General features: G+C 62.6%; 24 protein-coding genes. 6 read left to right on the plus strand and 18 right to left on the minus strand.

The features are described 5' to 3' along the window. Positions 1-15 precede the first annotated feature (15 nt). The 3 genes from AC0L3O_RS30290 to AC0L3O_RS30300 are packed head-to-tail and all read right to left on the minus strand — an operon-like array spanning position 16 to position 3,210. Positions 16-1,464 carry an aromatic amino acid lyase gene (locus tag AC0L3O_RS30290; RefSeq protein WP_287345728.1) on the minus strand — a complete coding sequence of 483 codons (1,449 nt, stop codon included), beginning with the start codon at positions 1,462-1,464 and terminating at the stop codon, positions 16-18. A 52-nt stretch (positions 1,465-1,516) separates the two neighbouring features. Then, the gene (locus AC0L3O_RS30295) at positions 1,517-2,098 is read right to left on the minus strand and encodes a GDYXXLXY domain-containing protein (protein ID WP_473533962.1); all 582 of its coding nucleotides are present in this window, start codon (positions 2,096-2,098) and stop codon (positions 1,517-1,519) included. Next, positions 2,095-3,210 (minus strand): DUF2157 domain-containing protein, encoded by a 1,116-nt coding sequence (locus tag AC0L3O_RS30300; RefSeq protein WP_473533963.1) that lies wholly within the window; start codon positions 3,208-3,210, stop codon positions 2,095-2,097. Before AC0L3O_RS30300 ends, AC0L3O_RS30295 begins: the two co-directional genes overlap by 4 nt. Before the next feature lie 236 nt (positions 3,211-3,446). On the opposite strand from AC0L3O_RS30300, the gene AC0L3O_RS30305 reads away from it, so the two are divergent. Together AC0L3O_RS30305 and AC0L3O_RS30310 are read left to right on the plus strand one after the other, a co-directional pair. After that, a complete protein-coding gene (locus AC0L3O_RS30305; protein WP_006335194.1) occupies positions 3,447-3,587 on the plus strand; it encodes a DUF1127 domain-containing protein in 141 nt (46 codons plus the stop codon). 54 nt (positions 3,588-3,641) lie between these two features. Continuing rightward, positions 3,642-3,782, plus strand: a complete 141-nt coding sequence (locus AC0L3O_RS30310) for a DUF1127 domain-containing protein (RefSeq protein ID WP_023802557.1) — start codon at positions 3,642-3,644, stop codon at positions 3,780-3,782. Positions 3,783-4,150: 368 nt separating this feature from the next. Here the strand turns inward: AC0L3O_RS30310 and AC0L3O_RS30315 are convergent, their stop codons facing one another. Continuing rightward, positions 4,151-4,741 carry a hypothetical protein gene (locus tag AC0L3O_RS30315; RefSeq protein ID WP_287229329.1) on the minus strand — a complete coding sequence of 197 codons (591 nt, stop codon included), beginning with the start codon at positions 4,739-4,741 and terminating at the stop codon, positions 4,151-4,153. Positions 4,742-4,861: 120 nt separating this feature from the next. On the opposite strand from AC0L3O_RS30315, the gene trmFO reads away from it, so the two are divergent. The 3 genes from trmFO to AC0L3O_RS30330 all read left to right on the plus strand — a co-directional run bounded on the left by trmFO (position 4,862) and on the right by AC0L3O_RS30330 (position 6,948). Beyond that, positions 4,862-6,271 (plus strand): methylenetetrahydrofolate--tRNA-(uracil(54)-C(5))-methyltransferase (FADH(2)-oxidizing) TrmFO, encoded by a 1,410-nt coding sequence (trmFO, locus tag AC0L3O_RS30320; protein ID WP_473533964.1) that lies wholly within the window; start codon positions 4,862-4,864, stop codon positions 6,269-6,271. Between the two features lie 70 nt (positions 6,272-6,341). Beyond that, a complete protein-coding gene (locus AC0L3O_RS30325; protein WP_236388706.1) occupies positions 6,342-6,632 on the plus strand; it encodes a type II toxin-antitoxin system ParD family antitoxin in 291 nt (96 codons plus the stop codon). After that, a complete protein-coding gene (locus AC0L3O_RS30330; protein WP_473617438.1) occupies positions 6,616-6,948 on the plus strand; it encodes a type II toxin-antitoxin system RelE/ParE family toxin in 333 nt (110 codons plus the stop codon). The genes AC0L3O_RS30325 and AC0L3O_RS30330 overlap by 17 nt, the downstream gene beginning before the upstream one ends. Before the next feature lie 61 nt (positions 6,949-7,009). Here the strand turns inward: AC0L3O_RS30330 and AC0L3O_RS30335 are convergent, their stop codons facing one another. The 4 genes from AC0L3O_RS30335 to yajC all read right to left on the minus strand — a co-directional run bounded on the left by AC0L3O_RS30335 (position 7,010) and on the right by yajC (position 11,484). Beyond that, complete coding sequence (locus AC0L3O_RS30335) at positions 7,010-7,861, minus strand: phytoene/squalene synthase family protein (RefSeq protein WP_473617439.1); 852 nt, start codon at positions 7,859-7,861, stop codon at positions 7,010-7,012. Position 7,862: 1 nt separating this feature from the next. Continuing rightward, on the minus strand, positions 7,863-8,252 hold the full coding sequence (locus AC0L3O_RS30340; RefSeq protein ID WP_023802563.1) for an Mth938-like domain-containing protein: 390 nt from the start codon (positions 8,250-8,252) through the stop codon (positions 7,863-7,865). A 15-nt stretch (positions 8,253-8,267) separates the two neighbouring features. Continuing rightward, positions 8,268-10,820, minus strand: coding sequence for a protein translocase subunit SecDF (gene secDF, locus AC0L3O_RS30345; protein WP_473617441.1), 2,553 nt, complete (start codon positions 10,818-10,820; stop codon positions 8,268-8,270). A gap of 325 nt (positions 10,821-11,145) precedes the next feature. Next, positions 11,146-11,484 carry a preprotein translocase subunit YajC gene (gene yajC / locus AC0L3O_RS30350; protein WP_023802565.1) on the minus strand — a complete coding sequence of 113 codons (339 nt, stop codon included), beginning with the start codon at positions 11,482-11,484 and terminating at the stop codon, positions 11,146-11,148. 277 nt (positions 11,485-11,761) lie between these two features. Here yajC and AC0L3O_RS30355 point away from each other — a divergent pair, with 277 nt between their 5' ends. Then, positions 11,762-12,637, plus strand: coding sequence for an ATP-binding protein (locus tag AC0L3O_RS30355; RefSeq protein WP_473533966.1), 876 nt, complete (start codon positions 11,762-11,764; stop codon positions 12,635-12,637). A gap of 173 nt (positions 12,638-12,810) precedes the next feature. On the opposite strand, the gene AC0L3O_RS30360 is transcribed toward AC0L3O_RS30355, so the two are convergent. The 10 genes from AC0L3O_RS30360 to nagZ all read right to left on the minus strand — a co-directional run bounded on the left by AC0L3O_RS30360 (position 12,811) and on the right by nagZ (position 22,052). Next, a complete protein-coding gene (locus AC0L3O_RS30360; protein ID WP_473533967.1) occupies positions 12,811-14,316 on the minus strand; it encodes a peptidoglycan DD-metalloendopeptidase family protein in 1,506 nt (501 codons plus the stop codon). A 199-nt stretch (positions 14,317-14,515) separates the two neighbouring features. Next, complete coding sequence (locus tag AC0L3O_RS30365; protein WP_473533968.1) at positions 14,516-15,181, minus strand: protein-L-isoaspartate(D-aspartate) O-methyltransferase; 666 nt, start codon at positions 15,179-15,181, stop codon at positions 14,516-14,518. Continuing rightward, positions 15,178-15,936 carry a 5'/3'-nucleotidase SurE gene (gene surE / locus AC0L3O_RS30370; protein WP_027156218.1) on the minus strand — a complete coding sequence of 253 codons (759 nt, stop codon included), beginning with the start codon at positions 15,934-15,936 and terminating at the stop codon, positions 15,178-15,180. Before surE ends, AC0L3O_RS30365 begins: the two co-directional genes overlap by 4 nt. Next, positions 15,936-17,240: a serine--tRNA ligase gene (serS, locus tag AC0L3O_RS30375; RefSeq protein WP_473533969.1), complete on the minus strand. Its 1,305-nt coding sequence runs from the start codon at positions 17,238-17,240 to the stop codon at positions 15,936-15,938. Before serS ends, surE begins: the two co-directional genes overlap by 1 nt. A gap of 125 nt (positions 17,241-17,365) precedes the next feature. Further along, complete coding sequence (gene tatC / locus AC0L3O_RS30380) at positions 17,366-18,175, minus strand: twin-arginine translocase subunit TatC (RefSeq protein ID WP_051407946.1); 810 nt, start codon at positions 18,173-18,175, stop codon at positions 17,366-17,368. A 44-nt stretch (positions 18,176-18,219) separates the two neighbouring features. Then, positions 18,220-18,900, minus strand: a complete 681-nt coding sequence (gene tatB / locus AC0L3O_RS30385; RefSeq protein WP_287229317.1) for a Sec-independent protein translocase protein TatB — start codon at positions 18,898-18,900, stop codon at positions 18,220-18,222. Positions 18,901-18,929: 29 nt separating this feature from the next. Further along, on the minus strand, positions 18,930-19,151 hold the full coding sequence (locus AC0L3O_RS30390; RefSeq protein ID WP_023802572.1) for a twin-arginine translocase TatA/TatE family subunit: 222 nt from the start codon (positions 19,149-19,151) through the stop codon (positions 18,930-18,932). A 178-nt stretch (positions 19,152-19,329) separates the two neighbouring features. Then, positions 19,330-20,109, minus strand: a complete 780-nt coding sequence (gene scpB, locus AC0L3O_RS30395; RefSeq protein ID WP_473533970.1) for an SMC-Scp complex subunit ScpB — start codon at positions 20,107-20,109, stop codon at positions 19,330-19,332. Further along, positions 20,106-20,906 carry a segregation and condensation protein A gene (locus AC0L3O_RS30400; RefSeq protein ID WP_473534269.1) on the minus strand — a complete coding sequence of 267 codons (801 nt, stop codon included), beginning with the start codon at positions 20,904-20,906 and terminating at the stop codon, positions 20,106-20,108. Before AC0L3O_RS30400 ends, scpB begins: the two co-directional genes overlap by 4 nt. Positions 20,907-21,032: 126 nt before the next feature. Continuing rightward, the gene (gene nagZ, locus AC0L3O_RS30405; protein ID WP_287304074.1) at positions 21,033-22,052 is read right to left on the minus strand and encodes a beta-N-acetylhexosaminidase; all 1,020 of its coding nucleotides are present in this window, start codon (positions 22,050-22,052) and stop codon (positions 21,033-21,035) included. Positions 22,053-22,273 lie beyond the last annotated feature (221 nt).

Consider the following 22,273-nt stretch of genomic DNA (forward strand, 5'->3'; position numbering starts at 1 on the left):
GAAACTCCAGGCCGCCTACTCCTCGAAGACCTGGCAGGTGAACCATTCGGTCAAAGTCGCAAGTTCAGGTCCCAGCACGCGATCGTCGCCGACCGGCGGCACGATGCTTCTTATATCCGCGACGAACGACTGAAGCGCCGGAGGAGCCACGCGCTCGGTGACATGCAATGCCTGCGAGGCGATCACCGCCAGCATCGCCATCGCGGCATCGAGACAGCGGCCGGAGCGTGCTTCCTTCGTCCAGGCGAGGAACACCGTCGTGGCGACATCGTCCTGTCCGGCACCGGCCGATTCCGTTCCCGGGATGAAGGTGCGCTGCGCCGAAAGTTTCGCCTGCTCCAGATAACCCGTGATCGCCATCGGCACATAGCCGACATTGCCGTGGCCGTCGCTGTCGCTCCAGTCCCGCCCTGTCAAAAGCAGATCGGGCAGGAGCGAGACCTTGCCGTTCAAAAGCTTCGAGGCGTGGCGGTCGCACAAGAGGCAGATGTCGGCCCATATCGCCGCCAGATCGTCCAGGGCGGGTGTTGCCATGGCATTGTGATAGCCGCCCGTGCTGATGCAGCGCCCGAGCGGATACCCGTCGTCAGGCGGGATGTAGACCGGATTGTCCGATACCGAAGCGAGCGACACGGTGGCCGCCCGCTCCGCCGATGCCAGCGCGCGATGCGCGTGCCCGAGGATGCGAGGGACGATGCGGTAGCTGACCGGTGCCTGGTAATTGCGGCGCCCGGTGCCGGCGCCGGCAAGGAACTCCCTCAATCCCCTCAGGGCCGCCGCTTCGTGTTCATCGCCCCAAAGCGCATCGAGCGCCGGGTCGTAATGTTCGAGCGGCGCGCGAAACGCCTCGATCGAAAGCGCAAAGACTTTTTCGGCAAGGCGAATGCGGCGGCGAGCCGCCAAGGCCGCGTCGGCCACGAGTGCGGCAGCGCAAGGCGAACCGTTGATCAGCGAGCCTCGTTCCTTGACTTCCAGGTCGAAGCGCGTCGAAAGCTCCGCAAACAGCGGATAGAGCGCGAGGATTTCACCGGCACCGCCCTGACCGGAGGATGGCACCATGGGCATGGGTCCGCCGTCCAACATCGCGGCGACGGCGAGCGCCATGCGCGGTGTCGTCGCGGCATTTCCCTCGAGGAAATTCGCCAGCCGGGCGAGCACGATCGCCCGTACCACGCGGTCTGGCAAAGGCTCGCCGAATGATGTTGCGGCTGCGAACGCCTTGATGCGCGCATGGCGACCCCGCTCGCTAAGTTCGAGCCGCCTGCTTGCCAGTTCTCCCATAGCGGTGGTTACGCCATAGATGACCGGAACAGGGTCGGTTTCAATGAGACGCAGGAACGACGCGCGACACTCTGCGATGCGCTGCAAGGCCTTGCCGCTGATTTGTACCGTGTCTTTTTTCCAGGCGACGCGGAAAACGGAGCTGAGATTTATGTCTTCTCGTGTCGTCAGGATAGTTGTCATGTTTGATGCTGTCCGAGCGGCCACGCTTTCCCAATTCTAATCCGGGCCAATTCTAATAAAGTGGTTCCTCGAACAGCGTCTTGTCGCCGTCCATCAGCGCCTTGATCTGCGCGGCGCCATCGGCTGCGATTGCGACGCGGACGCCGAACGGCCGCACCCGCATGTCGTTCTGGATCGCCATCCCCTCGCCTTCCGGCAGATAGAAGCGCTCGATGCCGTAATTCGGCGCGATCGTCGTGGCTGCGCTGAGATCCCACCCTTCTGACACATTCCCGACGATATCGACTGCATCGGATGCTGCCGGCCCAGGCGCTTGCCCGAACCAGGCCGTGGTTGCGCCCCAATAGCCGCCGGCGCCCTGTCTCAGCCTGACAACGATCGGCGTATCGTCGCTCGTCAGCTTGCCGGTCGGAACGTTGGCGATCAGCTTCACCGGCAGGCGCGAAATATCATAGCTGAGTATAATGTAGTCGCCGCGCAGCAGATCGCGCGGATCGATCGGTTCGACCCTCAGCAGCACCTGCTTGCCGTCGCGCAGGATCGCCGCCCGGCCGGCGATGATCCACATCAGGAAGCCGATCTGGACGAACGCCAGCACCAGCGCTGAAATGATCAGTTTTTTGCCGGTCATCATGCCGCTGCTCCTTCTACGCTCGGGAGCCTCATGCGCTTCTCCACGCGGAGGATGACAAGGGCAAGCAGGCCAAGAAGCACAGCGGCTGCAAGGAAGAAGCCTGCCGTGTCGAGCATCGACTGCAGCATCACCACATAGATGATGGCGAGTTCGAAGGCGAAGCCGGCATAGGCAACCCAGCGCAAGCCCCTGCTCTCGCGGCCGCCCAGCACGATTGCCGCGACAATGCCGGCAAGCGCAATGGCCGAGGCAATGCCAAAGCCGCTGTTATTGCTTTCACTGGCCAGTTCGAACTGGATCATCGCCAGGCCGGTGAGAAACCCGATCAGCGCGTGCAAGGGCAGACGGCCGCCAAGCTGCGATATCCGGTCGACGGGCTCGGCAGCGAAGATCGCAGCCGCGAAAAGCAGCGCCGACACGACAATGAGCGGGACGGCGACCTGCAGCGTTTCGTATTCCGTAAACAACAGCACGAGATAGAAGATGACCGACAGGATGATCAGATGCCGCGCCGCCTGGCTGCGGGTCCAGAACGAAATGGCGAACAACACGATCGCCATGGCGACGAAGAGGTGCGGAAATTCCGTGCGCCTGAAATAATCGAACCCTCTCAGGAACAGCCACGCGTCGGCAATGCCGACAGAAGCGACGGTCAGCAGGTTCGAGCGCAGCGCGACTGCCGCCAGGGCGGTGCCCGCGCCCCAGGTGATCAGGGCCGACGCTTCGTCGCCGGACAAATGGTACATCTGGCCGATCAGCGCGATCGATCCGCCAAATGCCGCTGCGGCGACGATCCAGAGTGCCTCGCCGATTGCAGCATGGTCGCGTGTCTTCAACACGGCGCCGCCGACATAGCCGGCGAAGATGATAGCGAAGAGCGCTGCCACCCGCGCCAGCCGCGGGATGGCTTCCCAGTTGGCGGCGACGAAGATCAGGACGGCCGCACCAAAAAGCAGCGCCGCCATCATCGCCAGGATCGAGCCGAAGCTCAGTGATTTGCGCTCATTGGCCTCGACGTCGCGCCTCAGCGCGTCGGCCGTCGAGGCGTCGATCAGGTCAGCCTGCAGCCATCGTGCGATATCAGCCCTGACCCGCGACGAATAGCTCGCCATGCCTTTCTCCTCCAGCTTGGTCGTTTCTTCAGCCGACCCGGACAAACCGTTGACGCTACGGCATTTTCCGATTGGGGCCTATCTATGTCGAAGACGAGAATTGCCGGTGATTGTGCATTGCACAATTTGCATTGCTGCTATGCACCAATAGCGCTTTTAAATCGATATGACCCGACCTATCTTCCGGTCGTACACAAAGACGGAATGATCCGGAAGAAAGACGAAACGAGAATACCATGAACCTGATCCGCAACTACCGCAACTGGCGCCGCTACCGGGACACCGTTTCCGAGCTGAGCCGCCTGAGCAACCGCGAACTGACCGACCTCGGCATCAGCCGCAGCGACATCCACTACGTCGCCCGCAAGGCGGTCTAATCCTCTTCGGACCGCAAATGGTCCGAACCAGTTTGACTTGAAAAGAGAACGACAATGAACCTGATCCGCAACTATCGTAACTGGCGCGTTTATCGCTCGACGGTTACCGAGCTGGGTCGCCTTTCGAACCGCCAGCTGCATGATCTCGGCATCGTCCGCGAAGAGATCAAGAGCATCGCCCGCAAGGCGATCTAGTCAGAATTTCGCCAGGGTCGACCTCCTCCCCGACCCTGACGGATACGGTCAGCCTTCACCTCCTCCCGAGGGTTGACCACAAAAACGGCGCTCGCCGCACCTCCTCCCGCGGCGGGCGCTGTTTCCCCAGGGCGAAGCGATTTCGTCCAAAAGGGTTCGCCCCCTTTCATCAGGCGAAAGGAATTTCGTCAAAGCCGACCTCCTCCCCGGCGATGGCGAATACGGTCGATCTTCACCTCCTCCCGAGGATCGACCAGCAAAACGACACCCGCCGGATCCTCCCCCGGCGGGTGTTGTTGCTTTTTCAGGGTCGACGCACACTCTGAGAATCGTTCTGGGAATTCGTCCTGGCGGGGAAGTCCCTGTCGTCAGTCGAGCGCACCGCTTTCCAGCACGCCCCTCTTCTTCCACTGGCTGAGCGGAAAAATGTCCGGTGCGCCGCCCATCGGCGCATACCAGGAATCCACCACCCACTCGGTGCCTCTGCGGTCGCTGATCACCGCCGTCCAATGGGGATAGCGCCCGTCGACAAACAAGCCTCGCGAGGCCTTGTCCTCGACCTTGTGGAACCTGAGCAATTTTCGCTCGGCAAGATAGACCAGCAGCGCATGGGTATTGGTCGATTCGTCGACACAATCCATCTGGCCCCTGATGCGCGATGCGCCGAATTCCGACTGCGGCAGATCGCGAATGCCGGTGGCCCGGAAAATGCGCTGCTCGAAATAGCGAACAGCCTTCGAAATAGCCGCACGCTCGGCTTGGGGCGAACCGGCGCCGGCACGCAGGATAGAGCGGAAACGCGCGCCGTCACCGGGGCCAAGCGCCAGCATCGTGCGATAGTTGCAACTGTAGCCGTGGCAGATGGGGATCCGCTTGGAAGCCGTCGCGGCCAGTTCGCCGGCGGCCGCTGATCCACCCACGGCGATCACGACTGTCAGAAATGTCGCTCTGGCAAACATCCCAAGCACCCCGTCCATTCTCCGACAGTAGACGATTGCAGCGCTTGGCGGCAACAACGCGGCCGACACGGCCGGCTCCTGTAATTGCAATCGCAGCTACAAAGGATTATTTCGGCGCTCATGAACAAGAATCCCATTCACGTCATCGGCGGTGGCCTGGCCGGTTCTGAAGCCGCCTGGCAGGCGGCCGAAGCCGGCGTTCCCGTCGTGCTGCATGAAATGCGTCCCATCCGCGGCACCGATGCGCACAAGACGGATGGATTGGCCGAACTCGTCTGTTCCAATTCCTTCCGCTCCGACGATGCGCAGACCAACGCCGTCGGCCTGCTGCACGCCGAAATGCGGCTGGCCGGTTCGCTGATCATGAGCGCCGGCGACGCGCACCAGGTGCCGGCCGGCGGAGCGCTGGCTGTCGACCGCGACGGGTTTTCCGGAGCGGTGACAAGAAAGCTCGAAGCGCACCCGCTCATCACCATCCAGCGCGAGGAAGTGCTCGGCCTGCCGCCGGCGGATTGGGACCAGGCGATCATCGCCACCGGCCCGCTGACCGCACCTGGGCTCGCCCAATCGATCGCGGAAGTGACCGGCGCCGATGCGCTCGCCTTCTTCGACGCCATCGCGCCGATCATCCATTTCGACACGATCGACATGGACATCTGCTGGTTCCAGTCGCGCTACGACAAGGTCGGACCTGGCGGCACCGGCAAGGATTACATCAACTGTCCGATGGACAAGGAGCAATATCTTGCCTTCGTGCAGGCGCTTGTCGACGGCCAAAAGACCGAATTCAAGCAATGGGAAGGCACGCCCTATTTCGACGGCTGCCTGCCGATCGAGATCATGGCCGAGCGCGGCGTCGAGACGCTGCGCCATGGGCCGATGAAGCCGATGGGGCTGACCAATGCGCACAATCCGTCGGTAAAGGCCTATGCCGTCGTGCAGCTTCGCCAGGACAATGCGCTGGGCACGCTCTACAACATGGTCGGTTTCCAGACCAAGCTGAAGCACGCCGAGCAGGTTCGCGTGTTCCGCACCATCCCGGGCCTCGAAAACGCCGAGTTTGCCCGCCTCGGCGGCCTGCACCGCAACACCTATATCAATTCGCCGACGTTGCTTGACCAATCGCTGCAGTTGAAATCACGGCCCGGCCTGCGCTTCGCCGGCCAGATCACCGGCTGCGAGGGCTATGTCGAAAGTGCCGCCATCGGCCTGCTTGCCGGGCGCTTTGCCGCCGCCGAGCGGTTGGGCCACGCGCCGGCGCTGCCGCCGATGACCACAGCCTTTGGCGCGCTGCTCAACCATATTACCGGCGGTCATATCGTTTCCGACGACGAGCCGGGAAAGCGCTCATTCCAGCCGATGAACATCAATTTCGGCTTGTTCCCTCCGGTGGAAGCGCCGAAAGCGGAGGGAAAACGCCTGCGCGGCAAGGACAAGACCGTCGCCAAGCGGCGTGCGGTGACATCGCGCGCGCTGGCCGCCTGCCGCGAATGGCTGGGGCTGCCTTCCCAGGCGGAAGCGGCGGAGTAGCCCGCCTGTCTGTCCTTGTCGATCGGTCGACAGGAGAGTAGGATAATATCCTACTATAGGGAGCAATTCCATGGAACCCGCAGAGAAACTGTCCGTCACTGTCACGCCCGCCATGGCGCGCATGATCCGCGAAAAAGTCGAGGATGGCACCTTTGGATCGGCGAGCGAGGTCATCCGTGCAGCCCTTCGCGCCTTCCAGCGCGAGGAGGAAGAGCATGCCGAGCGCATGGCCTCGATCAGGGCGCGCGTGAAGGCATCGATCGAGGATACAAGGCCGGGCTATTCAGGAGAAGAGGTTCGCGCTCACCTTCGGGGATTCGTCGCCCGACTTTCGAGCCGTTCTGATGATTCAGCGGCTTGAAGTCGAGTATCGAGAAACCGCCAGGAATGATCTGGCCGACATTTTCAGGAACATCGTAGAGGCTGGCGAAAGTCCGGAAGTTGCGCTGAAATTCGTCTTGCGTATCGAAGACCGCTGCCAGAGCATCGGCAATGCGCCTCGGGGTGGCCGGTCGCGCGATGACATTGCGCCGGGATTGCAAACAGTGCCGTTCGAGCACTCTGCCATCATCGCTTACGTTGTCGATGACGATGTCGTCCGCATCGTCAACATCTTCCATGGCGGTCGCGACTACGAGGCGCTGATGCGCGATGGCGGATCGAGCGACCCATCGTGACAGACGTCTACGGCTGCCGTGATAGTTCCAGCTTTCCGGATTCCTTCATGCTTGGCAGCCTTCAGGCGTCCGGCCAGCCTCGCGTCGCGCGGCGCAACAACAGAAAATGCCGGCGCCAGGCCGAGAGCCGCGCCACCTCGTTCAGAGGTGACTGACGAGAACTTTCCATCTTGCCGAGATAGGCGCGCGACAAGGCCAGCGGCAAAAATGCTGGTCTGAGCGAATCCGGCAACGACGCTGCGCCCTGCTCGAATGCTGCAAGATGTTCTTGCGCCAGCGCGATCATCGCGGCGACAGCGCGTTTTGCTCCAGGCCCGTCATCGCCCGCAACGAACTCCCCGGAAGACGATCCTGCCGCGGCCAGAATGTCGGCCGGGACAAAGCATTGCCCACGCTTGCGATGCAATGGCAGCAGCAGCAAAAGGCCGGTCATCGCTTGTGCGCAACCTGCCCTGCCCGCAAGTTCGGCGAAACGCGGCGCTTCGACGGGATCGAGCACCATCGCTGCAAGCTGGATGAGCGCCGCTGCTGTCTCGCCGCAATAGCCTTCCAGATCGGTGCGCGACGGCATGGGGTCGTCATAGAGATCGAAAATACGGGCTTCGAGCATGTTCTCGAAGGCGGGCTTCGGCAGGTGATGGGCGGAAATCGTCGCCTTCAACGCGTCGGCGACGGGATGGCCTGTGCCTACCCCGGCGTCCTCGGCGGCGATGACATCGCGCCACCATTGCAGTCGCACCTCGCCGGGCAGTGCCTCGCGGATACGGTCGCGAATGCCTGATATCTCGGCATTGAAGGCATAGAGCGAAAATAGCGCGTCACGCTTGTCCTCGGGCGCATAGAGCGCGCAAACATAGCGATCATGGTCGGCGGCGCGCACCGTTTCCATGACGATTTTGGCGTTTTCGCTCACGTCACTCGACGGCAATCAGCGCGGCGGCCACCGCACGGTTTTCCGCCAGGAGAACATTGTAGGTCCGCACGGCAGCACCAGTCGACATCGGATCGGCCGCAATGCCCGCCGCCTTCAACACAGCACGCAGCGCCGCCGGCAACGGCCTGAGATCCTTGCCGGCGCCGACCAGCAGGATCTCGACCTGGTCAGCCTCGTTGAGCAGCTTGGCGAAATCCGCCGCCGTCAGTGCCAGGGGATCAGCCGGCTCCCAGCCATAGATGCCCGACGGCAGGCACAGGAGCGAGCCGCGATGCGACATGTCGGCGAACCGAAACCCGCCATTGCCATAGGCCTCGATCGGCGCACGGCCGGGGAAATGCGCTTCACGGATGACAATGCCTTTGGTCATCCCGCTGGCCGCCCGTCAGGTTGCTATGGCTTTGCCGCCGCTCACCGGCTTCTCCACATCGGCCGTCGCGGTTTCCGGCCGCAGCTTGAACAGGATGAGCAATGGCGCGGCGATGAAAATCGACGAATAGGTTCCGAAGACGACGCCGAACAGCATCGCCAGCGTGAACGAGCGGATCACCTCGCCGCCGAATAGCACCAGCGCCAGCAGCGCGAGCATCGTCGTCACCGCGGTCAGCGTCGTTCGCGACAGCGTCTCGTTGATGGCGTTGTTCAACAATTGTGGCAACGGCATCCTCTTGTATTTTCGCAAGTCTTCGCGAACACGGTCATAGACGACGATCGTGTCATTGAGCGAATAGCCGATGATGGTGAGTATCGCCGCAAGCGACGATTGGTTGAATTCGAGACCGGTGATGACAAAGAAGCCGATGGTCATGACCACATCGTGGACCGTGGCGATGATGGCGCCGACCGCGAACTGCCATTCGAAGCGGAACCAGACATAGACCAGGATTCCGAGCAGCGCGATCAGCATGGCGATGGTGCCTTGCTTGGCAAGCTCGCCGGAAACCGTCGGTCCCACCACCTCGACGCGGCGGAAATCGTAATGGTCCTGCAACTCGCCACGCACCTTGTCGATGACGGTCTGTTCGGCGTTCTCGCCGCCCTCCTGCGTGCCGACGCGGATCAAGACGTCGTTCGGGTCGCCGAACTGCTGCACCTGCACTTCGCCGATATTGAGTTCCGAAAGCCTGCCGCGGATGTCGGCAATATCGGCGGTGCCATCCTTGGCCTGGACCTCGATCAGCGAACCGCCCTTGAAGTCGATGCCGTAATTGATGTCGACGGTCATGAACAGCACGACCGCCAGGATCGACAGCACGCTGGACAGCGCGAATGTCCAGCGGCGGATGCCCATGAACGGAATTCGCGTGCCCGGCGGGACGAAGGTCACCGGCGCGCGCGGCAATTCCTTCGGGCGGGCGCGGCGAAGCCAGATCGACACCAGCAGGCGGGTGAAGGTGAAGGCGGTGAAAACGGTGGTCAGAATGCCGATGGCGAAGGTTACGGCAAAGCCCTTCACCGGCCCGGTCCCGAGCCAGAACAGCACCACGGTCGCGATCAGCGAGGTGACGTTCGAATCGACGATGGTCGCCAGCGCTTTGGAAAAGCCCGTGTCGATCGCCTGGATTACCGAGCGGCCGTTTCGTCGCTCCTCGCGGATGCGCTCGTAGATGAGAACGTTTGAATCGACCGCCATGCCGATGGTCAGCACGATGCCGGCGATGCCGGGCAATGTCAGTGTCGCGCCAAGCAATGACAACAACCCGATGATCATCGCGACATGCACCGCCAGCGCGATGTTGGCAATGAAGCCGAGAAAGCCATAGGCCACGAACATGAACACGACGACGAGGATGGAGCCGATCACGCCGGCAACCTTGCCGGCGTGAATGGAATCTTCGCCGAGCCCAGGGCCTACCGTGCGCTCTTCGATCACCGTCAGCGTCGCCGGCAGCGCGCCGGCACGCAACAGCACGGCGAGATCGTTGGCGCTCTCGGCGGTGAAATTGCCTGAGATCTGGCCGCTGCCGCCAAGGATCGGTTCGCGGATCTGCGGTGCCGAAATCACCTGATTGTCGAGGATGATGGCAAACAGCTTGCCGACATTCTGCGAGGTGGCCTGGCCGAAACGCGCCGCCCCTTTGGAATCGAACGTGAACGAAACCACCGGCTCATTGGTCTGGGAATTGTACGTCGCCTGCGCATCGACGAGATTCTCGCCAGAAACGATGACGCGGTTCTCGATCAGATAGGGAACCGGCGGATCATCCTGCGAATACAACACCGAGGATCCGGCCGGTGGACGACCGTTGAGCGCGTCCTGCACCGGCATCGACTGGTCGACCATCTGGAAGGTCAGCTTGGCGGTCTGGCCTAGAATGTCCTTCAGCCGTTGCGGATCCTGCAGGCCCGGCACCTGCACCAGAATGCGGTCGTCGCCTTGGCGTTGCACGATCGGCTCGGTGGTGCCGAGTTCGTTGACGCGGCGCTCGACGACTTCGAGCGACTGCGCCAGCGCCGTCGACGTGCGATATTTGATGCCGGCATCGGTGAAGGCGAATTTGAGCAGACCGGACTCGGTATCATCCAGCGACATTTCCTGGACGGAGCCGCCGCTGAACAGGCCGGCGGCCACCGGATCGGTCAATGTCTTCAGCGCCGTCTTGGCGGCTTCGACCTGACCAGGATCGGTGATGCGGACCTGCACGGCCCGGCCTGATCCGGCAAGGCCGGTATATCCGATCTTGGCATCGCGCAGCCGCGTCCTGATTTCGTCGCGCGTCGTCTCCAGCCGATCCTTGATCAGATCGTTCGGATCCATCCTGAGCAGGATATGCGAGCCGCCCTGCAGATCGAGGCCGAGCGTCATCTGGCGCTTCGGCACCCAGTCGGGAAGCTTGGCGACCGTGCTTGCCGAAAAAAGATTGGGCGCAGCCAGGATCACTGTGGCGGCCACGGCCAGCCAGATCAGGATCATCTTGAAGCGCGAGAAATAGAGCATATGGCGTCGTCCGTCACGGCATTCGGGCGGATCGTTCCGCCTGGAATTGGGTTATTTATAGGCGCTCTGGTTCGCCACTGGCTCGCCGTGGTCCGCACAAAGGTTGATGTCAGCACAAGGCAGTTCACTTTGATGCTGCCATCGGGCTTTCTTCAACTATTGTCAATCTTGCCGGCATGGGACCAGCGCGCAATGGCATCACGAGATCGTTGGCGCCCCGTGATACCGGCGGCCAGCCAGATCAGGTTCATCCTGAAGCGCGAAAATACAGCAAATGGCGTTTGTCGGTCTGGGTGTATCCGCAGATCGTTCGCCGACAATCGGTTTATTTCTTGGCGTTCTGGTTCGCCACTGGCTCGCCCTTGACGCGCACATCGGCGATCGTCGAGCGCAGCGCCGTTACCTTGGTGCCACCGCCGAGATCGATCTCGAGCTCGTTGTCATCGATGACCTTGGTCACCTTGCCGACGAAACCGCCGCCAGTGACGACCGTATCGCCGCGGCGCACCGCCGCCAGCATCTCGCCGCGCTTCTTCAACTGCGTGCGCTGCGGCCGGATGATCAGAAAATACATGATCACGAAAATCAGGACAAACGGCAAAATGCTGATGAACATATCCGGGGAGGTGCCGACGCCTTGGGCATATGCCGGTGTCACGAACATCGAAGTACTCCTGAATTTTGAAAAACAGCCGCCAAACGGGTAATTTGGCGGCCCCGTGAAATTTGGCCGGAATATAGTCGGTAAAGTTGCCAATGCAACTGCGGCCGAGCATTTCAGCTGCTTTTCCGGCTGGTTGAGCCGTGTTAGAGCATGGTCCCGAAAGACGGAGCGCGGTTCTCGAAAAAGATCGTGCCCTAACAAAAGGTTGGAGCCGGTTCCGAAACCGCCGGAATCAATAGGTTCCGTTGCTTCGTGAATGCAAAAACAAAAGACAAGAATGACCGACAGCACCATCGAAGCCCTGAACAGGAAGCTCGACCGCCTGATCGAGGCGGTCGCCCGCCTCGCCCCGCCTCCGGTGCCGGAAACCGATCTCGGCGGGGCCGACTGCTTTGTCTGGCAGGCTGATCCCGGCTATCTGGAGCCGGTGCGCAAGGTCAACCGCGTCGACATCGGTTTGATCCGCGGCGTCGACCGCGTCCGCGACATACTGGTCGACAACACCGAGCGTTTCGCGTCCGGTTACGCAGCCAACAACGTGCTGTTGTGGGGCGCACGCGGCATGGGAAAATCCTCGCTGGTCAAGGCCGTGCACGCGGCGGTCAACGCATCAGCAAAGCTGGACCTGCCACTCAAGCTCATCGAGATCCACCGCGAGGACATCGACACGCTGCCGAAGCTGATGGCGCTGCTGAAGGCAGCGCCTTACCGTTTTATCCTGTTTTGCGACGACCTCTCATTCGACCACGACGACACGTCCTACAAGTCGCTGAAGGCGGCGCTCGAAGGCGGAGTCGAGGGCCGCCCGGCCAATGTGATCTTCTACGCCACGTCGAACCGGCGCCACCTTTTGCCGCGCGACATGATCGACAATGAGCGCTCGACCGCCATCAACCCGTCGGAAGCGGTCGAGGAAAAAGTCTCGCTCTCCGACCGTTTCGGCCTCTGGCTCGGCTTCCACAAATGCTCGCAGGACGAGTATCTCGACATGATCGACGGATATGTCCGCCATCACCGACTTGCCATCGATCCCGAGACGCTGCGCGCCGAGGCGCTGGAATGGGCGACGACGCGCGGCAGCCGTTCGGGCCGCGTCGCCTGGCAGTACACCCAGGATCTGGCAGGCCGGCTCGGCAAGTCGCTCCAGGATTAGACCATGATCCCGAACCGTGGAGCCCGGTTTTTGACAAGATCATGGTCCGGAAAAGCCCCTGAAAAAGCCCGCCCCTTGCGGAGCGGGCTGAGCCGGCGGGCCGGACTGGAGGTCAGGCGGCCCGCAATCGCTTTTCTTGTTCTATTCAAGATAGGTCGAAGGATCGACTTTCTTTATTCAAGATAGGTCGAAGGATCGACCGGCGCCGAATTCTTGCGCACTTCGAAATGCAGTTTCGGCGAGTCGGTGGTGCCGCTCATGCCGGACTGCGCGATTTCCTGGCCGCGCTTGACCTTCTGGCCGCGCTGGACCTCTATCGAACGGGCGTGACCATAGACTGTGACCAAACCGTTCTCGTGGCGCACCAGCACCGTATTGCCGAATTCCTTGAGGCCATCGCCGGCATAGATGACGACGCCGTTCTCGGCCGCCTTGACTGGCGTTCCTTCCGGCACGGCGATGTCGACACCGTCCTTGCCGCCGCCGAAACTGGAGATCACGCGGCCGCGCACCGGCCAGCGCATCTTGCCGATACCGGTGGCGTTCGGCGCGACCGCGTCGTCGTCCTCGGCCTGCTGGATGACCTTTTCCTTCTTCGGCGGCGTGTAGGCGGCGAGCGTTTCCGACGGCGTCGTCTTCGCCGCAGGCGGGGTGGTGGCAGTTGTTACCGGATCGACCTTTGCCGGCTTGGCGTTGGCAACTGTCGCGGTTCCGCCGGCCGGCACCTTCAATGTCTGGCCGATCTTGAGCAGACCGTCCTGCATGCCGTTCGCCTGCTTCAACGCAACCACGCCGACGCCGGTCTTCCTGGCGATGGCCGACAGCGTATCGCCCTGCTGCACGGTGTAGGAGCCACCGGCACCAGCCGCCTTGGGTGCGGCGTCCTTCGGCTGGCTTGCTGCGGCCGATGCATCCACCTGCGCGGTGGACTTGCCCTCTTTGAGCTTGGGCTGCTGCGGCAGCACGGCGACCATCTCCGGCGCCTTGACCGGCACATCGTGTTTTGTGTCGTTCGCAGGCTTGGCGTCGGCAAGCTTCGGCGCCGGTTTCTTGCCCGAATAGGCATAGGCCGGGATGACGATCTTTTGGCCGGTCTTCAGCCCGTTGGTCGCGCTTAGCCCATTGACCTTCATCAGGGCGTCGGCGGGCACGCCGTAGCGCCGCGACAGGCCGGAAATGGTCTCGCCGTCCTTGACGATGATCTCGGCTGCACGCGGTTCGCCGCCCGCCGTCGCCATGCGCGGAGCATCGGGCTGTGACTCTTTGAACGGCTTTGCCACGGTTCCGGTCGCAGTCCGGTCGACCCGGGGAGCGGCTGGCGCCGAAGCGGTGCGGGCCGGACTGGCGGCGGGCGCCGACGCGGTAGCCGGCTGCGCCTGGTCGACCGGCGGCAATTGCTGCGTCGTGACCGGTTCGAGGCTTGAACGGCTTACCGACTGGGTGTGGCTGCCGTCGAGCGGCGCGGCCGAAACCGCCGCGTCATCGCCGGGATAGGGCTGGGCGGCGTCCTGCTTGTCGATGATGGCGCGCTGGTTGTTTGTCGACGACGTGAAGACATCGTCGACGCTGTTGAACCGCGAGACCTGGGAACTGCATCCCGCCGTAGTGCCCGCAACCATCAGGACGGCGATACCCCGCGCCAGGTTGCGTCCGTTTGCCTTCAAAATACTGAATTGCATCGCATTTACCCGCAGATACCCGGTACAGACTGACCGTGATTAAAGCGCGTTAATGTTACCGGCCGGTTAAACCTCTAGAATCAGACGCAAATTTTCTTAAAATATTTAAAGCTGCATTGGACGGGCGTGATTCAGCTGAGGTAAGCCGGAGACGGACCAGACAGGTGAGTTGCGGGCAACACCTGAATATCGACGGATCCTAGATGACGGCGGCCACGCTGCGCAGGATCGGCTGCAGGCGTACGAGACCGATGTCCTCGCGTTCGAAGCGGCTGCCGACCTTGGTCAGCTTGGCCAGCACCTGCTCGCCCTCCTCGGGTCCGATCGGGGCGATGACGATGCCGCCGCTCGACAATTGATCGAGCAGGAAGCGCGGCAGGCTGTCGAAGGCCGCCCACGCGACGATACGGTCGAACGGCGCTTCATTGGCCAGTCCGTTGGAGCCGTCCGCCTGCCGCACGATGACATTGCCGATGCCGAGCGCCTCGAAGCGCTGTTTGGCCTGCTCGACCAGCGTCTTGTAGCGATCGATGGTGACGACGCGCGCGGCGAGCCGCGACACCACCGCCGCCGTGTAGCCCGACCCGGTGCCGATCTCGAGCACGCGGTTGCCCGGCTCGATGGCAAGTGCTGCGATCACCGCAGCTTGCAGATCGGCGCCCTCGATCGCCTCGCCGCATTCGATCGGCAGCATGCGGTCCGACCAGGCGATCGGATGGAACGGTGCGGAAAGGAAGCCGCGCCGCGGCGTCGCCTCGAAGGCGGCGATCAGCGCCTTCGGCACCACGCCCTTGCCACGCAGGCGGAGCAGGAAAGCGGCGAAGCCTTCGCGGTCATCGGCCGTCGGACCATGGTTCAGGTTCATGCGAGCGCCTTGGTCAGTTGATCGCGGATTTCGTGCGCTGTGAGATCGAGCTGCAGCGGCGTCACCGACACCAGCCGGTTGCGCATGGCATGGAGATCAGTGCCTTGCTTGCCCTCGACCGGCTCGCGGCCGAAGCGCAGCCAATAATAGGGAAGCCCGCGGCCGTCGCGGCGCTCGTCGACCCACAGGCTGTGGACGAGCTTGCCTTGCGAGGTGACCACCGTGCCGGCGATCTCTTCGGGAAGGCAATTCGGAAAATTGACGTTGAGCAGCACGCCATCCGGCAGCGGCATGGCGACCAGTTTTTTGAGCAGCGCCGGCGCCAGCGCCTCGGTGGTCTCGTAAGGGACGAGGCGATCCTCGCCGACATAGGAATAAGCCTGGCTGAGCGCGATCGAGCGCACGCCGAGCAATGCGCCTTCCATGGCGCCGGCAACGGTGCCCGAATAGGTGACGTCGTCGGCGATGTTGGCGCCGGAATTGACCCCGGACAGGATCAGGTCTGGTGCTGCGGGCAGGATTTTTTTTACGCCCATGATGACGCAGTCGGTCGGCGTGCCGCGCACGGCAAAGTGCTTTTCGCCGATCTTTCTCAGGCGCAGCGGCTCCGAGATCGACAGCGAATGCGCATAGCCGGACTGATCCTGCTCCGGCGCCACCACCCAGACATCATCCGACAGCGTGCGGGCGATGCGTTCGAGCGATGCAAGGCCCTCGGCATGGATGCCGTCATCATTGGTCAGGAGGATGCGCATTATCTCGATTCGATCTTTTCCAGACCGCCCATGTAAGGCCGAAGCGCTTCAGGAATGGTTACGCTGCCATCCTCATTCTGGTAGTTTTCGATGACGGCAATAAGGGCGCGGCCGACGGCGGTGCCGGAACCGTTCAGCGTGTGGACGAAGCGGTTGCCCTTGCCGTCCTTATCCTTGTAGCGGGCATCCATGCGCCGCGCCTGGAAATCGCCACAGACCGAGCAGGACGAAATCTCGCGATAGGCGTTCTGGCCCGGCAGCCAGACCTCGATGTCATAGGTCTTGCGCGCGCTAAAGCCCATGTCGCCGGTGCACAGCGTCACGGTGCGGAACGGCAGGCCGAGCCGCTTCAGCACTTCCTCAGCGCATTCGGTCATCCGATCGTGCTCGGCAAGCGAGGTGTCCTGGTCGGTGATCGACACCAGTTCGACCTTGTAGAACTGGTGCTGGCGCAGCATGCCGCGCGTATCGCGCCCGGCCGAGCCCGCTTCCGAACGGAAGCACGGCGTCAGCGCGGTATAGCGCAGCGGCAGTCTTTCATGCGGCGTGATGTCTTCGCGCACGAGATTTGTCAGCGGCACTTCGGCGGTGGGAATGAGGCCAAGCCTGCCGTCCCCATGCGGGGCGAAGAACAGATCCTCCTCGAACTTCGGCAGTTGCCCGGTGCCGAAAAGCGCTTCGTCGCGCACCATCAGCGGCGGCTGGACCTCCTCGTAGCCATGCTCGGTCGTATGCAGGTCCAGCATGAACTGGCCGAGCGCGCGCTCCATCCGTGCCAGTCCGCCCTTGAGCACCGTGAACCGCGAACCGGACAGTTTCGCCGCCCGCTCAAAATCAATCATGCCGAGCGCTTCGCCGATCTCGAAATGCTCCTTCACCCAGTTCGGGCGGGCCGGCACCTTGCCGACGGTGCGCTTGACGACGTTGTCGTGCTCGTCCTTGCCGACCGGCACGTCGTCGAACGGCACGTTGGGCAGCACCGCCGATGCGTCGTTCAGCGCCTTGTCGAGCTCGCGTTCGCGCGCCTCGCCGTTCTGGATGAAGGCCTTGATCTCGCCGACCTCGGCCTTCAGTCTTTCGGCAAGGGCGGCGTCGCCCGAGCGCATGGCGTTCCCGATTTCTCTCGAGGCGGCGTTGCGGCGCTCCTGCCTGGTCTGCAGCTCGGTCAGATGTTCGCGCCGCGCCTCGTCCCTGGCGATCAGATCATCGACCGTGGACTCCGCCTCCGCAGCCGACCACGAGCGCTTCTGGAGCGCCTCGACGAGGGCCTTCGGATTGTCGCGAATCCATTTGATGTCAAGCATGGTCTGTTCGTCCTCAAGTAGGCTAGAGGGGGCGTAAACCGCATCCTTGACCGATGCAAGATGTGAAGATCGAGTTCCCTCGCGCCCCGCGCTGTCCCGCAAACCTCAAGATAACGGCGATGCCGCTAGGTCGACGACGCGTCCGCCGGCTTCTCGGCCGCCGCTTCCGCAGCCTCCCGCTTCTCGCGCGCCAGACGTTCCCGTTCCTTGCTGCGCTCGATCAGCCGGGCCGACCAGATCGAGACCTCGTAGAGAAGGATCGTGGGAACGGCCAGGCCGATCTGGCTTATCGGGTCGGGCGGCGTCAGAATAGCCGCGACGACGAAAGCGATGACGATTGCCCATTTGCGCTTTTCGACCAGCGCCTCGGACGACAGCATGCCCACCCGCGTCATCAGGCTGGTCACCACCGGCAACTGGAACACCAGCCCGAAGGAGAAGATCAGCGTCATGATCAGGCTGAGATATTCCGACACTTTCGGCAGCAGCGAAATCTGCACCTGGTCGTCGGTGCCGGCCTGCTGCATGGCGAGGAAGAACCACATCACCATCGGCGTGAAGAAGAAATAGACCAGCGACGCGCCCATCAGGAACAGGATCGGCGAAGCGATCAGGAACGGCAGGAAGGCGTTGCGTTCATTCTTGTAGAGGCCGGGCGCGATGAATTTGTAGATCTGGGTGGCGATCAGCGGAAAGGCGATCACCATGCCGCCGAACATCGCCAGCTTGACCTGGGTGAAGAAGAATTCCTGCGGCGCCGTGTAGATCAGCTCGACCTTGTGCGGGTCGAGCCCTGCCCATTGCGTCGCCCATTTGAACGGGATGACCAGCAGGTTGAACAACTGCTTGGCGAAGAAGAAGCAGAACAGGAAGGCGACGAAGAACCCGCCGATCGACCACATCAGCCGCCGGCGCAACTCGATCAGATGCTCCATCAGCGGAGCCGCCGACTTGTCGATCTCGTCCTTTTCCGAAATGCTCACTTGGCGGCTCCCGCCGTCTTTTTGGCGGCTGCGGCCGGCTTCTTAACCGTTGCTGGTGCGGGCTTCGGCTCGGCCTTTTTAGCCGCGGTCTTTGTCACAGCAGGTTTTGCCGCTGGCTTCGCTGCGGCCTTGGAGGCCGGCATCGCTTTCGCTGGCGCGGCACCCGTCTTCGCCGCCGAGGCCTTTGGCGATGCGGCCGGCGCCGCCGTCGCGACAGGCGGTGTCACCGAACCATCGGTCATCGCCGGAAAGGTCGGCGCCGCCGGCGCCGCTTCCGGGGCATCGACGCCCGGCAGCACCGTCGCGCCATTGTTCAGCTCGGTATCCTGCGGCGTCGAAGCAGCCGGCGCGACCGGGTCTGCGGCCGGCTTCGGCTTCATCACCGCGTCGACGCCTGAACGGACGTCGGCCGCCGCCTGCTCGAACGGGTTGAGCTGTTTCCTGATCTCGGCGGCCGGGTTGAGGCTTCTGAGTGAATCGACCGACTTCTTGACGTCGTCAAGCTCGGCCTCCTTCAGCGCATCGTTGAACTGTTTCTGGAAGTCGGCGGCCATGCCGCGCATCTTCGCCGTCGTGCGGCCAAAAGTGCGCAGCATCTTGGGCAAATCCTTGGGCCCGACGACCACGATCATGACGATCGCGATCACCAGCATCTCGGTCCAGCCGATGTCGAACATGGCGATACGTTCCGACTAAAGTTTTGGGCTCAGCTCTTGCTGGCCTTTTCCTTCGCTGCCGAAACAGTTTCGTCGGCACGGTGCTCGACGGTGCGCTTGTCCTCGGCAACCTCGTCGTCGGCGATGCCCTTCTTGAAGCTCTTGATACCCTTGGCCATGTCACCCATCAGCTCGGGAATCTTGCCGCGACCGAATACCAGCAGCACGATCACCAGCACGATCAGCCAATGCCAAATCGAAAATGAACCCATAACAATCTCTCTCGAAAGTTTTCTCTGACGATGATCTATGCGCTTTCGCGCCGGGATTCAAACACAACCGCGACAGAGTTTATAAATGAGTGGCCGAAGTCACGCAGTTTCGGCGCCTCAGCCCGCTACCTATCGGCGCAGCCGCTAAATACCATCGCTTTCGGCACGTCGTTTGCGGTCAATCTTCCTCGACACGCGGCGTCAACAGGCCGAGTTCCTCAAGGTCGATGTCGGTCAGCGGATCCTCGTCATCGGTCAGCACGTCCGGGTCGGCCGGCGGCATCGGAATGGAAAAATTCGACGGCATGCGGCCCGAAAGCAGCCCGGCACCCTTCAATTCCTCCATGCCTGGGAGATCGCGAATCTCCTCCAACGCGAAATGGTCGAGGAAGATGTCGGTGGTGCCGTAGGTGACGGGACGGCCGGGCGTGCGGCGCCGGCCGCGCATCTTCACCCATTCGGTCTCCATCAGCGTGTCCAGCGTGCCCTTCGAGGTCTCGACGCCTCTGATATCCTCGATCTCGGCGCGCGTCACCGGCTGGTGGTAGGCGATGATCGCCAGCACTTCGAGCGCCGCACGGGAAAGCTTCTTCTGCTGCACCGTGTCGCGGCTCATCAGGAAAGCGAGATCGCCGGCGGTGCGGAACGCCCAGGCATCGCCAACGCGCACCAGATTGACGCCGCGCCGCGCATAAATCTGCTGCAATTCAGCCATCGCCGCGGCAATATTGATGCCGTCGGGCAGGCGCCCAGCAAGCTGCTTTTCGCTGACCGGCTCGGCGCTGGCGAAAACGATCGCCTCGGCCATGCGCACGGCTTCCGCCATATGCAGCCGCTCGCCAGGATTCTGGGACAAGTTCTGGGCCTGGCTTTCTGCCGGCACATCGGCGAGCACGCCGTCTTCGGTCTCGTCGTCGACCTTGAACGGAATGACCGAAGCGTTGCCGCGCTCGCTCATGATGCCACCTCAACTGCCCTGATGCCTTGCGCACGGCCGCGCAGATAGAGCGGCGCGAACACCTCGTCCTGCCGCATTTCCATTTTGCCTTCGCGCACCAGTTCCAGCGTCGCCGCAAACGAACTGGCAACCGCGGTACGCCGCTCGTCCGGGTCGGTCAGATATTCGACCAGGAAACTGTCCAGCGCCGTCCAGTCGGCAAGCGTGCCGATCAGCCTGTTCAGGATGTCGCGCGCATCCTTGAGCGACCACACACCGCGCCTGGCGATCGTCACATTGGTGATCGCCTGCTTCTGGCGTTGCGCCGCATAGGCGGTCAGCAGATCGTAGAGCGAGGCCGAATAGGCGTTGCGTTTCTCGACGATGACCATTTCCGGCATGCCGCGGGCGAACACGTCGCGCCCGAGCCGGTTGCGGTTGACCAGGCGTGCCGCCGCGTCGCGCATCGCTTCCAGCCGCTTCAACCGGAATTGCAGCACCGCCGCCAGTTCCTCGCCGCTTTCGCCGTCGTCGCCGGGTTGCTTGGGGATCAAAAGCTTCGACTTGAGAAACGCCAGCCACGCCGCCATCACCAGGTAGTCGGCGGCAAGTTCCAGCCTGAGCGCCCTCACCTTCTCGACGAAGGCCAGATATTGCTCGGCCAGCGCCAGGATCGAGATGCGCGACAGATCGACCTTCTGGTTGCGGGCAAGATGCAGCAGAAGATCGAGCGGGCCCTCGAAACCGTCGACATCGACGACCAGCGCGGGATCGCCGGTCAGCCGAGAATCGTCGTTCTCGGCCCAAAGACGGCCCATCGGTGCGGCCTTGCCGGCCTTGCTGTCCAATGTTTCCGCCACTTCCTGTCGCGTCCTTTGCTTCTATCTTCTTGTTTGACCGTGATCTGTTCCGAAAAACCGGCTCCCACCTTTCGGCATCATGGTTTAGGCCACCGCATCGAAATAGGTGGCGAATTCGGCGCGTATCTCGGCTTCATCAGCCTGATCGCGGTTCTTGATATAGGTCAGCGCCCGTTGCGCGCGTTGCAGCGACGTGCCTTCAAGTCCCGTTGTGCGCGACGCAATGCCGACCATCTCCTCGAAAACGCCGTTGCAGTGAAGGACCAGATCGCAGCCCGCCGCAAGGATCGCAGCCGCCTTTGTCGGGAAATCCCCAGAAAGTGCCTTCATCGAGGTGTCGTCGCTCATCAGCAGCCCGTCGAAACCGATTTCGCCGCGGATGATCTCGTCGATGACCTTGCCGGAGGTGGTGGCCGGGTTCTTCGGGTCGATCGCGCTGTAGACGACATGCGCCGTCATCGCCATCGGCAAATGATTGAGCTCCCTGAACGGGGCGAAATCATGCCGCTGCAAGTCGCTCATCGAGGCATCGACGGTCGGCAGTTCGAAATGCGTGTCGGCAAAGGCCCGTCCATGCCCGGGAATATGCTTCATCACCGGCAGCACGCCTCCCGACATCAGGCCCTCCGCCGCGGCGCGGCCCAGTTCGATGACGGCACGAGGCTCCTTGCCATAGGCGCGCGCGCCGATGACGTCGCTGGCGCCCTCGATCGGCACGTCGAGCACCGGCAGGCAATCAGCCGTGATGCCGTAGCGCAGCAGGTCGAAAGCATGCAGCCGCGCCATCAGCCATGCTGCGCGGTTGCCGGCATCGTGGTCATTGCGCCACAAGGCGCCGAGCGCGCCACCGGCCGGATAATTCGGTGCCAGCGGCGGCCGCAGGCGCTGCACACGGCCGCCTTCCTGGTCGATGAACACCGGGGCGTCCGGGCGCTCGACACAATCGCGCATCGCGGCGACCAGATCGCGGATCTGCTCGGCCTCGCCGATGTTGCGGGCAAACAGGATGAATCCCCACGGGCATTCGCTTCGATAGAAACTGATTTCGTCGCGTGTGAGCGATTTCCCGGCGCAGCCGAGGATCATGGATTTTGATTCGGTCATGGGCCGGAGTTTAGAGCTTCACGGAGACAAAGGGAATCGCATCGAGCCACATCGCACGAGCCGGAATCCCTTCCACACAAGGAACTCCTTCCACCATAGAAAACCGGCGCGGGGGGTGGCCCCGCCCCCCACCAGCTGGGGGGGGGCCGGCAGAAATAGGGGTGATAGGTAAGGGCGCTGCAGAGCTTCAACGTGCCGCCACCCGCATTGCTGTTGGGCAG

It is taken from the genome of Mesorhizobium sp. WSM4810 (assembly GCF_055811235.1).

Coding starts and splice junctions, on each gene's coding strand:
- AC0L3O_RS30290 (WP_287345728.1), bottom strand. CDS start 1,464: ATGACAACTATCCTGACGACACGAGAAGACATAAATCTCAGCTCCGTT.
- AC0L3O_RS30295 (WP_473533962.1), bottom strand. CDS start 2,098: ATGATGACCGGCAAAAAACTGATCATTTCAGCGCTGGTGCTGGCGTTC.
- AC0L3O_RS30300 (WP_473533963.1), bottom strand. CDS start 3,210: ATGGCGAGCTATTCGTCGCGGGTCAGGGCTGATATCGCACGATGGCTG.
- AC0L3O_RS30305 (WP_006335194.1), top strand. CDS start 3,447: ATGAACCTGATCCGCAACTACCGCAACTGGCGCCGCTACCGGGACACC.
- AC0L3O_RS30310 (WP_023802557.1), top strand. CDS start 3,642: ATGAACCTGATCCGCAACTATCGTAACTGGCGCGTTTATCGCTCGACG.
- AC0L3O_RS30315 (WP_287229329.1), bottom strand. CDS start 4,741: ATGTTTGCCAGAGCGACATTTCTGACAGTCGTGATCGCCGTGGGTGGA.
- trmFO (WP_473533964.1), top strand. CDS start 4,862: ATGAACAAGAATCCCATTCACGTCATCGGCGGTGGCCTGGCCGGTTCT.
- AC0L3O_RS30325 (WP_236388706.1), top strand. CDS start 6,342: ATGGAACCCGCAGAGAAACTGTCCGTCACTGTCACGCCCGCCATGGCG.
- AC0L3O_RS30330 (WP_473617438.1), top strand. CDS start 6,616: ATGATTCAGCGGCTTGAAGTCGAGTATCGAGAAACCGCCAGGAATGAT.
- AC0L3O_RS30340 (WP_023802563.1), bottom strand. CDS start 8,252: ATGACCAAAGGCATTGTCATCCGTGAAGCGCATTTCCCCGGCCGTGCG.
- secDF (WP_473617441.1), bottom strand. CDS start 10,820: ATGCTCTATTTCTCGCGCTTCAAGATGATCCTGATCTGGCTGGCCGTG.
- yajC (WP_023802565.1), bottom strand. CDS start 11,484: ATGTTCGTGACACCGGCATATGCCCAAGGCGTCGGCACCTCCCCGGAT.
- AC0L3O_RS30355 (WP_473533966.1), top strand. CDS start 11,762: ATGACCGACAGCACCATCGAAGCCCTGAACAGGAAGCTCGACCGCCTG.
- AC0L3O_RS30360 (WP_473533967.1), bottom strand. CDS start 14,316: ATGCAATTCAGTATTTTGAAGGCAAACGGACGCAACCTGGCGCGGGGT.
- AC0L3O_RS30365 (WP_473533968.1), bottom strand. CDS start 15,181: ATGAACCTGAACCATGGTCCGACGGCCGATGACCGCGAAGGCTTCGCC.
- surE (WP_027156218.1), bottom strand. CDS start 15,936: ATGCGCATCCTCCTGACCAATGATGACGGCATCCATGCCGAGGGCCTT.
- serS (WP_473533969.1), bottom strand. CDS start 17,240: ATGCTTGACATCAAATGGATTCGCGACAATCCGAAGGCCCTCGTCGAG.
- tatC (WP_051407946.1), bottom strand. CDS start 18,175: ATGGAGCATCTGATCGAGTTGCGCCGGCGGCTGATGTGGTCGATCGGC.
- tatB (WP_287229317.1), bottom strand. CDS start 18,900: ATGTTCGACATCGGCTGGACCGAGATGCTGGTGATCGCGATCGTCATG.
- AC0L3O_RS30390 (WP_023802572.1), bottom strand. CDS start 19,151: ATGGGTTCATTTTCGATTTGGCATTGGCTGATCGTGCTGGTGATCGTG.
- scpB (WP_473533970.1), bottom strand. CDS start 20,109: ATGAGCGAGCGCGGCAACGCTTCGGTCATTCCGTTCAAGGTCGACGAC.
- AC0L3O_RS30400 (WP_473534269.1), bottom strand. CDS start 20,906: ATGGGCCGTCTTTGGGCCGAGAACGACGATTCTCGGCTGACCGGCGAT.
- nagZ (WP_287304074.1), bottom strand. CDS start 22,052: ATGACCGAATCAAAATCCATGATCCTCGGCTGCGCCGGGAAATCGCTC.